The organism is Metabacillus mesotrionivorans (assembly GCF_052171315.1).
Classification (GTDB): Bacteria; Bacillota; Bacilli; order Bacillales; family Bacillaceae; genus Bacillus_P.
The window spans coordinates 670044-683651 of sequence record NZ_JBQMFF010000001.1 but is presented as its reverse complement, the minus strand read 5'-3'; the positions used below and the strand labels follow the sequence as shown (position 1 = coordinate 683651).

The following is a 13608-nucleotide window of genomic DNA, read 5'->3' as shown; positions in this document are numbered from 1 at the left end:
AGACAGCCGGGATATCCGGCTGTCTTTTTTATGTTAAGCGCATTTTCAGGCGTACCATGTCAATACACGGTATTCCGTTTTCATAAATTGGCTTATCATATTGATCCAGGAAGTAATTTCTGATGATTCCGTCCAATCTGAAGCCGCACTTTTGATAAAGGGCCAACTGGTCAAGGCTCGAATTGCCTGTACCAATTTCAAGAAAAGCAAAACCGCCTGTTTCCCCTTCCATTCTGGCACGTGCCAGCAGTTTCTTTGCAATTCCTTTTCCCCGGAATGCTTCATCAACAGCAAGATTCATCACTTCTAATGATGTGGATGAACGTTTAACGAGAACCAGTACACCAGCCGTCTGTTCTTTATGTTCTGCCAAAAAAACGAGGCTCTTATGAAGATACTTTTGAATGGCTTTTTCCTCAGGATCTGCTTCAAGCAGCAGGTGCATTGGAGCAGATTCCCCGCTATTCAGTTTTCTGATGGTGATTTCCATAACTTGTACAGAGCCTGTGTTCCGCTCTCGGCTTCCCCTTTTTCTGAAAGCTCCGTATACAGCTTATGGGCAAGTGCGAGGCCCGGCACCTCCATTTTCATTTGTTCAGCCTCTTCGATGGCAATGCTCATGTCTTTCAGAAAATGTTTGACATAAAACCCTGGCTCAAAATCTCCCTTCAGCATTCTTGGTGCAAGATTGCTTAATGACCAGCTTCCAGCAGCACCTGCTGATATGCTTTTCAGCACATTTTCTGGATCAAGACCTGCTGAATGTGCATACGCAATCGCTTCGCTAACCCCGATCATGCCGGCTGCAATTGCAATTTGATTGCACATTTTAGTATGCTGTCCGCTTCCTGCAGGCCCCTGATAGACAATGTTTTTCCCAATAATAGAAAAAATCGGCAAACACGCTTCAAATGCTTCCTTATCTCCGCCGGCCATTATGGACAGTCTAGCCTCTTTAGCGCCTACATCACCGCCTGAAACAGGTGCGTCGATTGCGTAAATCCCCTTTTGCTTCGCCAGTTCGTAAATGCGTATGGCAAGGCTCGGCTTAGAAGTTGTCATATCAATTACGTAACTGCCGCTTTTTGCAGCATTTAAAATGCCATGATCTCCCAAATAAAGCTCTTCTACATCTGATGGATATCCAACCATCGTCATAACGACATCAGAGCTCCGGGCAAGTTCTTCTGCTGTCTCTCTCCAAACAGCTCCCTCTTTGATCAGATCATCCGCTTTTTCTTTTGTTCTTGTATAAATGGAAACAGAATAGCCTGCCTTCAGCAAATGCATGGCCATGCTCCTGCCCATTACTCCCGTTCCGATGAAACCTATACTTTGTGTCATGCATCTCTCCCTCTCTTTTTCAGCTTCCTCTTTTTATATAATGGAAGACTTTTCTTTCAGCTTATCATATTCCTTCATGACAAAATGAAAAAAGATGATAAAGAATGTCTGGATGTACAGGTAAATCGGAAATGAATATTGCATTTTGTACCCTTTGCCAAAATCAAAGATTCCGACTTGAACGGCCACCCATTCATAAAACACCGAAAACATTGACCAAAGAATGATGTATGGGATTGTCAGAATACCCCTGATTCGAAAGTGCTGATAAATAAATAGAAAAAAGTAACCGAAAAATCCATACATGCTGTAGTAAATTAAATCCCACACTTCGAAGTTCGGCGAATCATTGACATCATATATGTCGTAGGGCGGTATAGCTAAAATATGATCTGCAGTCAGCCCGATAAACGCACTGAACGTAAAAATAAGAACGGTAACGCCTGCCGGAAACTTTTTCGGGAGCTTTGCCATGATCAGGAGAGCAGCAGCAATGGTAGCAAGAATATAAAGCTCATTTTGCATGCCGTTCATCTCATCGTCACTCCCCTTTTCAATACCGGCCTGAATAAAGTCAGGGCAATGATTCCTGTCAATAGCAGCAGCGGAGTGTGGATAAGCGGGATTGCCCATCTGTTTTCAACATACTTCATGACCTGGAAATACATGCAAAGCTCCTCCATCCCGACAACAATGCCAAATGATGCAGCTAAAAGAAGGAATTTGCCAAGAATGCTCCTGATATTTAAAAACAGGTGCAGAATAAGCAAAAATAAAAGAGGGATAATCAGGACTCTTTGTAAAATTAAGACAGTAAAACCCTCTGGCGTTTCATACGGTACCGCCCATCTCAGGTTTTCAGTAATAATTGAGCAGAACATATTATTCATAATTGAAGTCGTCAAAAAAATAAATACTGACTCAATAGGGTTGCACTTTTTAGGCATATACACAAAAATGTGAACCAATAGCCAGATGATAATTGCAGCGAGAACGATCGCCATCCATAGAAGCCACCTTACCTGTTTTATCTATGGCTTAGTTTACTTCAGCGGCTGGTGTTCTATACGGATTTAACCATTCCTCCGTCAATCAGCTGGGTCTGACCCGTCATATAGGTATTTGCATCTGACAGCAAAAAGAGAACATAGGCTGCAAATTCTTCCGGCGTACCATACCTGCCCGCCGGAATTTTCTTTTTGTTTTCCTCTTCTGCGTCTTCGGCACGAATACCGAGTCGCTCTGCTGCCGCCTGATCAAGGGAAGCTGTCCGATCCGTCGCAATTCTCCCCGGTGCTGCCGTATTAATCAGAATCTGATAAGGTGCAAGCTCGGCTGCAAGCGTCTTTGTGAGGCCGACAATACCCAGCCTGAACGTATTGGACAGTACAAGTCCCGGGATTGGTTCTTTAACAGAAGATGAGGCGATATTAACAATCTTGCCTCCTTTTCCTCTCATATAGGGAAGGACCGTTCTGATCAGTCTGACATGGCTCATGACGTTCAATTCGAAAGACTTTTGCCAGTCTTCATCTGTCATCATTTCAAATGTGCCTGTCGGCGGGCCTCCTGCATTGTTAACAAGAAGATCTATTGTTCCAAAGCGTTTCGCTGTCTCCTCTACAAGCTGCACAATTTCCTCTCCATTTGAAAGATCGCATGCTTTGTATTCAATTCTGCCGGATGCTTTTTTGGAAATCTCTTCTTTAACCCTGTGCAATTTTTCAGGGTCTCTGCTGGTAATCATGACGTTAGCGCCCTCTATTGCAAGTGCCTCGGCAACAGCTCTTCCAAGTCCCTGGCTGGATGCTGCAACAAGTGCAGTTTTCCCCTTAAAACCTAAATCCATCTTCAGCACCTCTTCCTGAGTTATCTTCTCTTTTATAGTATCAGGATATGGACAGGAATGCCTTATTTGAGATTTAAAACCAGAAAAAACAGAGAAAGCCTCTGTTTTTTCAAGTGAAATATTCAATTTTTGCATTCGGAAAAAAGTCATCGATATAGCTCTCAAGCGTATCTCTTAATTCGGTTTCTTCATCTTTTTGATAAATATATTTTCCGATTCCATATCTTCCCCACTTATAGCGGCGGTCATCTTCGTTCATTTCCAGTTTTGACTTAGGATAGTTTTTCTGTATAACACGCTTGGCAGGCTTTGTGAACCTGTGCTGAATCATCTCAAAGGTAATATCCTCTCTTGCTTCCGGCGGCAGCAGTTCATCAAGTTTTGTAAAGAGTTCTTTATAGCCTTCCTGCCATCCCTCGTGGATATAGATTGGCGCAACTATGAATCCGAGCGGATATCCTGCCTTGGCAACTTTAACTGCAGCTTCAATGCGTTTATCAAGCGGCGATGTTCCAGGTTCAAAATTACGGATGACATAATCAGCATTAATACTGAACCGAAATCTTGTCTTCCCTTTGTGATCAGCATCCAGCAAGTGATCGACATGGTGAAATTTTGTCACAAAACGCAGGCGGCCCATATCAGTGTTTCCAAAAAACTCAATGGCCCGTTTAAGCGAATGTGTCAAATGATCAATTCCGACGATATCAGATGTACAGGAGGCTTCAAAACGGGTCATTTGCGGCGCCCGTTCTTCCATGTATTCCTGAGCCCGCTGAAAGATTTCGTCTGTATTCACGTACGTTCTGATATATGGCTTAGATCCCATCGTCGTCTGCAAGTAACAATAATGACAATGCCCCATGCATCCTGTAGCAAGAGGTATGGCATACTCAGCAGATGGCTTTGATGAATCAAAGTCCAATGTTTTTCTGACTCCGACGACTAATGTTGATTTCGCATTCCGGTATTTCTGAAGATCGTTCTTGCCGGGAATATTGCGAACCTGATTATGTGAAGTTGTTTCCCGTATTTCAAGACCCATCTTTTCAAATTTTTCTTTCAGCTCCACTCCAAGAGGGTATTCAAGTGCCCTTGGTTCGATATAGACGAGCTGCGGCACGAATGGTTTCACTATGCTGTCACTTCCTTCTGATTAAAAGCGGTATGTTAATAAGGTTTGTCTTTCAAGGAGTTCATATCCTTTTTAAATATTTCCTAAAACAGCATAGGGCTTACGCGGCCTTTTAAACATAAAAAAACTCCGTATAAACGGAGTTTTACTCGTATTGCTCGTAATCAAACAGCTTGTTGTACATCTCTTCTGCATCTGAATATGAAGGAAAAATCGCGTCTTCTTCGTCAAGTAAATGGTATGAATCATGGATAAACAAAGCTTTTTGTCCGGGCTCTGTCGGATGATCGACTACTTCTGCCTGCTGAATATTTGCCACATTTGCTGCATGGGGGTTTCGGTAGATCACATACACCTTATCGCCTGCTCTGACATCTTTTTTCTCCATTTTACATCACCTTTCAATCTGGTTGATGCAGTTAGTTTTTACCCATTTCCAGAAAGTGATGCAGGAAAAGTGGCTGTAACCGTCGTACCTGAACCTTTTTGGCTCGATATGGCAAGTGTTCCGCCATGCTGGCGAATAATCTTTTCAGTAATAACAAGACCGAGCCCTGTCCCTTTTTCCTTTGTTGTAAAGAAAGGCTTGCGGATCTGAGTGAGCAGATGTTGGGGTATCCCCTCGCCCTCATCGGTGATTATTACTCTGATGCAGTTTTTATCAGCACATGCTTCAACCAGGATCGTTCCGCCGCCTGACATTGCATCAAACGCATTTTTAAAAAGGTTGATCAGAACCTGCTTAACCTGATTTTCATCCCCCTTTACCGGGAGCTGTTCTGCGCTGCACTTGAACTGAATGCCGATATTTTTAAGGGCACTTTCCGTTTCAAAAAAACGGATGATGGACTGGATGAGTTCTTTCATATTCATTTCTTTCTTGTACACAGCCTGAGGTTTTGAAAGGATTAGAAACTCACTTACGATACTGTTCATCCGTTTCAGTTCCTGAAGCATGATTTTTGTATAGTGCGGGTCAATAATGTCTTTCTTTTCATCCATCATTTGCAGAAAACCCTGAATCACCGTCAGCGGATTTCTGATCTCATGCGCAACGCCCGCAGCCATTTGACCCGCTACCTTCAGTTTTTCATGCTGAAAAAGGGCAAGCTCTTCTTCTTTTTTCTCTGTAACATCGCGTATCATTTCGCAATAGGCAATCAATTCTCCTGAGGGATTATAAAGAGGTGTAGTCGTCACTTCGACTTCTATGGTCTTGCCGGATTTCGTTCTGTCTCTCCTTGAACTGACGCCTGATTTTTCTGCTGAATGAAATGGAAAGAGACTTCCTGAAATTTCCTGATTGCTCCAGCCGTAAAGGTCTGTAAACGCAGGGTTTACATCTTTTACCGTTCGCTCAGCATCAATGATCGCTATGGCGTCATGGCTTTGTGAAAAAACAAGGTCAAATTTCGCCTCAGTTGTTTTGAGGTTTCTTGACACCTTGTCGTTTTGCCGCTGGACTTTTTCCCATAGGTAATTTATATATTTGATGTAGTAAAACAGAATAACAACAATGATGATTGCAAAAAAGACATAGTACATGACATCTATTTTTTCAAACGAAGACGAGATGATTTCATAACCTTTCAGAAAAAAATAAAACTGGCTGCAGATGGTGACTGCACCTGTTATGAAGACAACCTTCAGATTTTGAAACACGGCGCTGAAAATGACTGGGAAAAGCAAAAAAATAAAATTCACTATATATGGATCTGTGTAGTTTAAGGCAAATAAATAGCAATAGATAAGCCCGAGCGAACTCCAGACAAAAAAAGAGTCCTTCTTTATAGTCCTTAGAAGGAAAGTGTAGCACAGGAGGATGCCGGCAAAGATCAAAACGATCGGAAAATATTTATAGCTTCTTTCAATGACTAAAATAAAGAGAGCGTCCAAAATAAAGATGACCCACATGGACTGCAGCAGGAGTTTTTTTCTCAAATCTTGATTTTCTAACCGATTCACTAAAGCTTCCCCATTTCTTCTGCATTCGTGACTATTTTACCACATTTTACTTAATTAGTGGGAATGGGGAGGAAAAAACACAAATAAAAAGACCTGCCGCAGCAGGTCTTTTCAAACTTAAACGTTGAATTTCGCTTTAACGAATTCAACTACTTCTTCTGTTGTGCTCATGGAAAGGATTTCTTCTTTAAAGCTTGCAGCTTCTTCTTTTGACAGATTCTTAATTAAAGAACGTGCCGGAAGGATTGAAGTAGCACTCATTGAGAACTCATCAAGTCCAAGACCGAGAAGAACCGGAATCGCTAAAGGATCTCCTGCCATTTCTCCGCACATGCCAACCCATTTGCCTTCTTTGTGAGCAGCTTCAATGACAAGCGTCACAAGACGAAGAATAGCAGGGTTATAAGGCTGGTACAAGTATGAAACGCGTTCGTTCATACGGTCAGCAGCCATCGTGTATTGAATCAGGTCATTTGTTCCAATGCTGAAGAAATCAACATCTTTAGCAAACTGATCTGCAAGCACGGCAGTAGAAGGAATTTCAACCATCATTCCAATTTCGATGTTTTCTGATACCTGAACGCCTTCGCTTACAAGCTTCGCTTTTTCTTCAAGAAGAATGGCTTTAGCTTCTCTGAACTCGTCCACAACCGCAATCATCGGGAACATGATTTTCAGGTTGCCGAATGTGCTTGCACGAAGCAATGCACGCAGTTGAGTACGGAAGATTTCCTGTTCTTCAAGGCAAAGACGGATCGCCCTGAAACCAAGGAAAGGATTCATTTCTTTTGGAAGGTTTAAGTATGGAAGCTCCTTGTCTCCGCCAATGTCAAGGGTGCGGACAACAACAGGCTTGCCTTCCATGCGCTCAAGCACAGCTTTGTATGCTTCAAACTGCTCATCCTCTGTCGGAAGCTGGTCGCGGCCCATGTAAAGGAATTCAGTACGGTAAAGACCGACAGCTTCTCCGCCGTTTTCAAGAACTCCGCGAACATCGTCAGGAGTTCCGATATTGGCTGCAAGCTCAACATGCTGTCCGTCTTTTGTAACGGTTTCTTCATTAACAAGCTTCGCCCACTCGGCTTTTTGCACTTCGTATTGCGCTTTTTTCTTTTCAAAGCCTGCAATCACTTCTTCAGAAGGATTGATGACTACATCTCCGTCAATTCCATCCACGATAACAATGTCGCCATTTTTAATGTCAGAAGTGGCTTTTTTTGTTCCGACTACTGCCGGAATTTCCATTGAACGTGCCATGATGGCCGAGTGTGATGTTCTGCCGCCGATATCTGTCGTAAAGCCAAGAACATACTGACGGTTAAGCTGTGCAGTATCTGATGGTGTAAGATCTTCGGCAATGATAATCACTTCTTCAGAAATCATGCTTGGGTTTGGAATTTCAACGCCAAGAAGATGGCCGATTACGCGTTTTGTCACGTCGCGGATGTCCGCTGCACGCTCTTTCATGTATTCATTGTCCATCGATTCAAACATGCTGACAAACATGTCTGATGTTTCTTTCATTGCAAATTCAGCGTTGATTGATTCGCTGCTGATTTTATCTTTTACAGGATTAAGCAGTTCCGGATCGCTGAGCACAAGAATATGGGCTTCAAAAATTTCGGCTTTATCTGCGCCAAGTTCTCTGAATGCATGCTCTTTGATTTGTTCAAGCTCTGCTTTGGATTGTTGGATAGCTTCTTCAAAGCGTGCAGTTTCAGCTGCTTTATCTGCAACCTCGCGCTTTGATACTGTAAGATCTGGTTCTTCTAGTCGGTAAGCTTTTGCAATCGCGATCCCAGCTGAAGCTCCAATCCCTTTAAGTTCAGTCATTATTCGCCTAAACCTTCTTTTTTCATTGTTTCTTCAAGAGCTGCGATTGCATCGTTTTCATCTGAACCAGCTGCAGAAATTGTGATTTCTGAATCCTTGGCGATACCAAGAGACATAACGCCCATGATTGATTTCAGGTTAACTGTTTTTCCGTTATATGCTAAGTTCACATCAGCATCAAACTTGCTTGCTGTTTGAACAAGCACAGTTGCCGGACGTGCGTGGATTCCTGATTCTGCTGTTACTTTAAATGTTTTTTCTGCCATAATTAATCAATCTCCTTTATAGTTAAATAAAGCTAGTACACAATACCTTATCATAACAGCCGCATCACATGGTTGACAAGTGATGCGGCTTAAGTTCATTTATTTTTCGATTGAAATGATGTGCTCCTGACCAGCTTCAACGCTGCCTGAAGACTTAATCACAATCGATTCGCCTTCGTTTAAGTTCGTGAAGACGATCGGCGTCATGATAGACGGTGCGTTTTGTTTCACGAAATCAAGGTTCACTTCAAGAAGTTTTTGGCCTTTTTTAACTGTATCCCCTTCTTTTACGAAAGCTTCAAAGCCTTCACCCTTCAGGTTTACAGTGTCAATGCCGACATGAATCAGAATTTCATTCCCGCTCTCAGACTCAAGGCCGATTGCATGTTTTGTAGGGAAAACATTCAGGATTTTTCCGTCAACCGGAGAAACAATTGTTCCGTTTGAAGGAGTAATCGCAATTCCGTCACCCATCATTTTGCCTGAGAATACTTGATCAGGAACTTCTGTAATCGGGTGAATCTCACCTGTAATAGGTGAAACAAATGAGAATTCCTCTACATCATTTTTAAGCGGGCCTGGTACAACGTCCTCTACCTGTTCTTCTACTTCTTTTTCAGGTGATGCAGGTTTTGCCGGACGAGGTGTTTTGCCTGCCATTACATCCTGGATCTGTGATTTCAGACTGTCTGATTTAGGGCCGTAGATAGCCTGGATGTTGTTTCCAACTTCAAGTACTCCTGCAGCTCCAAGACGCTTAAGACGGTTTTTGTCTACTGCTTTAACGTCATTTACAGTCACACGAAGGCGTGTAATACACGCATCAAGATGCTTGATATTTGAGCTTCCGCCAAGTGATTCAAGGATGTTGTATGGAAGATCGCCTGCAGCTTCCGTTGTTCCGCTTGCATCTTCATCATCCTGTTTGTCCTCGCGTCCAGGTGTTTTCAGATTGAATTTGCGGATCGCAAAACGGAATCCGAAGTAATAGATTAGCGAGAATACAAGACCCACTGGAATTACAAGCCACCAGTCAGTACGGTTAGGAAGGATTCCGAACAGGAAGTAGTCAATAACCCCGCCCGAGAATGTCATTCCGATTTTTACGTTCAAAATATGCATCGTCATAAAGGACAGACCTGCAAAGACTGCGTGAATCGCAAACAAAATTGGAGCTACGAAAAGAAATGAAAACTCAAGCGGTTCAGTGATACCCGTCAGGAATGACGTTAATGCGGCTGAACCCATGATGCCTGCAACAAATTTTTTGTTTTCAGCTTTTGCTTCATGATAGATCGCAAGTGCTGCAGCAGGAAGACCGAACATCATGAACGGGAATTTACCAGTCATAAATGTTCCAGCTGTCAGTTCAGCGCCATCTTTGATCTGTGCCATGAAGATACGCTGATCTCCGCGCACGATTTCTCCGGCCTGCGTTGTGTAATTTCCAAACTCATACCAGAACGGAGAATAGAAAATATGATGAAGACCAAAAGGAATAAGAGAACGCTCGATTAAACCGAAGACGAATGCTGCCAATGTTTTGTTGGATTCCAGAAGGCCTGTTGAAAAGGCATTAAGTCCTCCTTGAACCGGCGGCCAAATAAACAGCATAACCAAACCAAGAACAACAGCTGACACAGCGGTCATAATCGGTACAAAACGTTTACCTGCAAAGAAACCTAAGTATTGAGGCAGTTCAATGTTAAAGAATTTGTTGTACATGTATGCACCGAGGACACCCACGATAATACCGCCGAAGACCCCGGTCTGTAAGGTCGGCATTCCAAGCACCCTTGCATATTCAGGATGCAGCTGCTGGAAGAATTGCGCAAGCTCTACAGCGTCACTTGGAATTTTTCCTGTTTGAATCAGAACTGCACTCATTGTAGCGTTCATAATTAAGTATCCGATAATGGCTGCAAGACCAGCAACACCATCACCGTTAGCCAGTCCAATAGCAACACCTACTGCAAAGAGCAGCGGAAGGTTTGCAAAGACAATGTCCCCTGAAGACTCCATTACTTTAGCAATCAGCTGGATGATATCATTTGTCAAAAATGGCACTTTTGATGTTAATTCCGGGTTTTGCATCGCATTACCAAATGCCAGCAGGATCCCTGCAGCAGGAAGGATGGCAACCGGCAGCATAAGTGCTTTACCAATTTTTTGGAGAACTCCAAATAAATTTTTAAACATGTTTTAACCTCCTTGAGGAATAGTTTGTGTAAGCAGCAACCAAAAAAAACATGAAAGCACATTACAAGCGTTTACATTTAAATCCCAAAAAGAACGCAAAAAAAGCATGGTGCAACAAGGACATCCGCACTCAAAGGGTATACTTCCCCTTATGGGCGGTTTCAACACGTACTTGTTCACTCATGCCTGATCGTATCAGTAACACGTAAGGTACTTTTTAAGATTAAGTTTTATTTGTTAAACGGTATAAATGGAGGGTAAGATACACAGCCTCAGCTTCATATACCGGTTTTTTCAAGAATTGCTGCATTACTTTGATCATTTTCCAAGATGTATTGTAGCACAGCGGATATTCTTTTTTCAACAGTAAAGCAAATTTTTCTGGTTCTTCAACACTCTCACCTGATAAAACCCTTTCAATCGTATACCGCAAATGCCTGACAAGCCTCATATAATTTACGCTGTCCTGATTGACTTTCAGCTTCATGGAATCCTCGATGACGCCGATCAGCTGGCCGATCAGCTGTGAAAATTGATTCACATCTGAGATTGGTTTATTCGTGATGGCACTGTGAATGTGCAGGGCAATAAACCCAATTTCCCCTACCGGCAAGTCCACTTTAAGCCGGTCATTGATCATATGAACAACTTCCTCTGCTATCATGTACTCATTTGGATAAAGGGTTTTGGTTTCGGTCAAAAACGGATTTTTAATATCCATCCCTTTTTGCAGGCGCTTAATGGCAAAAGTTATATGGTCAATAAGCGCGATATGAATATGTTCATTAAGGGGGAGCTTTACCTGTTCTGCGATATAGTGAATCACATCGCTCACTACCTCAATCATATCTTCATCTACAAAAGGCAGAAGCATTTTAAATTGCTCTTGTTCCTTTTGATTTTTAAGCACAAACATTTTTTCATAGGATGTTTCTTCAAGCCTGTCACCGCGTTTACGGCCAAATCCAATCCCTTTGCCGATCAGCACGACTTCCTCAAACGAATCGTGCTCGGCAATCAGCACATTATTATTCAGTACCTTTTTTATTGTAAAGGACTCCTCCACGAAATCCTCAGCTCCTTTTATCTCTCAATGCTTCATATCGTACTAATAATGTCATATGCAGTCAACTGCGAAGAGCTTGCCGTTATTTATCTTCCGGTGTATACTCTGTTTTTTCAAAATCCTCTTTATTTCCTACGAAAAAAAAGGCTTCTCCTTTATTCTCATCTCCGGCTGACGCGCCGTGGATCATCTTCCCTTCTGAAAGCTCTTTGCGTTTTCCCTCTTTATCCACGTAATAATACTTATTGGAGGCCCATCCATCATGAATATCTTTTTCCTTCACTTCTGCATGCCCCTCTTCTGACACTTTATATTCTCTCTCGCCTTCACCTTCGGAAGGCTTATTGTGAACGGTCACCCAGCCAGTAAAACCTTCAGGAATTAGAAATGTCCGCTGGCCCTGATCTGCCTGTTTACATCCTGTTAAAAGGGATAACGCCAAAACGAAAATAAATAGGTTTTTCATTCAAATCACTCCTTCAATATCATGACTATTCGTTAGGATTGGCCATTCATGTAAATCTATCCTCCTGTCCGCCTTCATGAAATTACTGCCAGAAAATAATCTGCGATATTGGGGAAAGTACAAAAGAGGTGTTCATCATGAAAAAACAAATCATATGCTTTTTATCGATCTTCTTCCTTATAGCCCTGCCTGCAGTCAAGGGATATGCAGAAGTAAAGGAAGTGAAAGTAATTGATGTAGAGACGGGTGATGTTGTAAAGACTGCTCCTTCTACTGACTACTATTCAAATGAGTTGAAGAAGGCTATTCAATCAATGAAAGGCATTACTGTAAAAATAAACCCGCTTCCTAAAAAAGGATATCTTGTGCTCATTCAGCCTGTTATGCCATTTAAAGTAGAAAATAAGTGGTTCAATGGCATCGTATCAGAAGGAATGATCGTATACAGCAAAGAAGACGATCCCCGCCTGATCTTGTTTACAGATGAAAACAAGCCACTGTTCTTTGAAATAACCTACAGCCCTGAGAACATGATTAAAACCCTTGGAGTAGACCAGCCCTGAAAAAGAAGACAGCTTACAAAAGACCATTTAATTGCAGCCGCAGCAATGTCTCTTTAAAATAAACCAAGTGTTATGCTTTTAAGCAAAATACCGAAAGGGAGGAACTCCGGCATGATTAAGTTATTTGTAAGTGATCTCGACGGGACACTGCTGGATCATCAGAAAGAAGTTTCGGAAAAAGACATTGAAGCCTTAAAGCAGCTGAAAAAATCAGGTGTGGATATATGCCTTGCTTCTGGACGAATGGATGTGGAGATTGGGGAGATCTTAACGAAAATCGGTGAAAAATACCACCGGATCAGTCAGAACGGAGCCTTTATCAACACTGACAGCGATGAATCGCTGCATGCTCTTACTTTTGAAAGTGTGATTGCACACGAAGTGTTTGAAGTTGTTCGATCTGAAGATTTTATTACAATTGTCGCAGACTACAGCACCAATTATACAGAGCGGCGGAATGAAGCCGTGACAAGCATTGAATCCCGGATGTTTGCTCCCATAACAGAAAATGAACAATTGGCTGAAGGGATAGGCAGGGATATTAAAGCTTCAAAGATCTCCATACTTGGTGAGTATGAGTCCCTGCTGCCCCTGCAGAAAAAACTCCGCGAGAGCTATCCTGATACAATTGAAACGTACATATCCGACAGGCAGTGCCTGGACATTATGCCGAAACATATCAGCAAAGGAAATGCGCTTCACATGCTGATCGAGCACCTTGACATTTCGCCTTCGGAAATTGCCTGCATCGGCGATTCTTTTAACGATATTCCCATGTTCCGCTTAACCCCGTTCAGCTTTGCTATGGAAAATGCGCTGCCTGAGGTAAAGAAAGAAGCCGCCTATACTGCAGCTTCTGTCGGGGATGCGATTTTAAAAGTGCTGGAGATCAATGACAATAAGGGATAACGGCAAAAAAGGC

General features: G+C 42.5%; 14 protein-coding genes and 1 pseudogene. 2 read left to right on the top strand and 13 right to left on the bottom strand.

Annotation, left to right across the window (positions count from 1 at the left end; all coding sequences use genetic code 11):
* Nucleotides 1-28 precede the first annotated feature (28 nt).
* From ACTSEZ_RS03430 to ACTSEZ_RS03370, 13 genes and pseudogenes are all read right to left on the bottom strand, one after another.
* A complete protein-coding gene (locus ACTSEZ_RS03430) occupies nt 29-490 on the bottom strand; it encodes a GNAT family N-acetyltransferase (protein ID WP_369732809.1) in 462 nt (153 codons plus the stop codon).
* Nucleotides 466-1359 (bottom strand): annotated as a pseudogene (locus tag ACTSEZ_RS03425) (NAD(P)-dependent oxidoreductase); the annotation flags it as partial. The pseudogene ACTSEZ_RS03425 and the gene ACTSEZ_RS03430, both read right to left, overlap by 25 nt.
* Before the next feature lie 18 nt (nt 1360-1377).
* Nucleotides 1378-1878 carry a hypothetical protein gene (locus ACTSEZ_RS03420; RefSeq protein ID WP_369732808.1) on the bottom strand — a complete coding sequence of 167 codons (501 nt, stop codon included), beginning with the start codon at nt 1876-1878 and terminating at the stop codon, nt 1378-1380.
* A complete protein-coding gene (locus ACTSEZ_RS03415) occupies nt 1875-2348 on the bottom strand; it encodes a hypothetical protein (protein WP_369732807.1) in 474 nt (157 codons plus the stop codon). The genes ACTSEZ_RS03420 and ACTSEZ_RS03415 overlap by 4 nt, the downstream gene beginning before the upstream one ends.
* A gap of 59 nt (nt 2349-2407) precedes the next feature.
* On the bottom strand, nt 2408-3193 hold the full coding sequence (locus ACTSEZ_RS03410; RefSeq protein ID WP_369732806.1) for an SDR family oxidoreductase: 786 nt from the start codon (nt 3191-3193) through the stop codon (nt 2408-2410).
* 109 nt (nt 3194-3302) lie between these two features.
* Complete coding sequence (gene splB, locus ACTSEZ_RS03405) at nt 3303-4331, bottom strand: spore photoproduct lyase (protein ID WP_369733074.1); 1029 nt, start codon at nt 4329-4331, stop codon at nt 3303-3305.
* A 142-nt stretch (nt 4332-4473) separates the two neighbouring features.
* Nucleotides 4474-4716 (bottom strand): transcriptional regulator SplA domain-containing protein, encoded by a 243-nt coding sequence (locus ACTSEZ_RS03400; RefSeq protein ID WP_369732805.1) that lies wholly within the window; start codon nt 4714-4716, stop codon nt 4474-4476.
* A 38-nt stretch (nt 4717-4754) separates the two neighbouring features.
* Nucleotides 4755-6293: an ATP-binding protein gene (locus ACTSEZ_RS03395; protein WP_369732804.1), complete on the bottom strand. Its 1539-nt coding sequence runs from the start codon at nt 6291-6293 to the stop codon at nt 4755-4757.
* A gap of 117 nt (nt 6294-6410) precedes the next feature.
* Nucleotides 6411-8126: a phosphoenolpyruvate--protein phosphotransferase gene (ptsP, locus tag ACTSEZ_RS03390; protein ID WP_369732803.1), complete on the bottom strand. Its 1716-nt coding sequence runs from the start codon at nt 8124-8126 to the stop codon at nt 6411-6413.
* Nucleotides 8126-8392, bottom strand: a complete 267-nt coding sequence (locus ACTSEZ_RS03385) for a phosphocarrier protein HPr (protein WP_029281636.1) — start codon at nt 8390-8392, stop codon at nt 8126-8128. The genes ptsP and ACTSEZ_RS03385 overlap by 1 nt, the downstream gene beginning before the upstream one ends.
* A 99-nt stretch (nt 8393-8491) precedes the next feature.
* Nucleotides 8492-10591, bottom strand: a complete 2100-nt coding sequence (gene ptsG / locus ACTSEZ_RS03380) for a glucose-specific PTS transporter subunit IIBC (RefSeq protein WP_369732802.1) — start codon at nt 10589-10591, stop codon at nt 8492-8494.
* Nucleotides 10592-10814: 223 nt separating this feature from the next.
* Nucleotides 10815-11657, bottom strand: a complete 843-nt coding sequence (glcT, locus tag ACTSEZ_RS03375) for a glucose PTS transporter transcription antiterminator GlcT (RefSeq protein ID WP_029281640.1) — start codon at nt 11655-11657, stop codon at nt 10815-10817.
* 82 nt (nt 11658-11739) lie between these two features.
* Entirely contained in the window at nt 11740-12123 is a 384-nt protein-coding gene (locus tag ACTSEZ_RS03370) for a DUF6843 domain-containing protein (RefSeq protein WP_369732801.1), read from the bottom strand.
* 137 nt (nt 12124-12260) lie between these two features.
* On the opposite strand from ACTSEZ_RS03370, the gene ACTSEZ_RS03365 reads away from it, so the two are divergent.
* Both ACTSEZ_RS03365 and ACTSEZ_RS03360 read left to right on the top strand, forming a co-directional pair.
* Nucleotides 12261-12686, top strand: coding sequence for a hypothetical protein (locus ACTSEZ_RS03365; RefSeq protein ID WP_369732800.1), 426 nt, complete (start codon nt 12261-12263; stop codon nt 12684-12686).
* A gap of 111 nt (nt 12687-12797) precedes the next feature.
* Nucleotides 12798-13595: a Cof-type HAD-IIB family hydrolase gene (locus ACTSEZ_RS03360; RefSeq protein ID WP_369732799.1), complete on the top strand. Its 798-nt coding sequence runs from the start codon at nt 12798-12800 to the stop codon at nt 13593-13595.
* Nucleotides 13596-13608 lie beyond the last annotated feature (13 nt).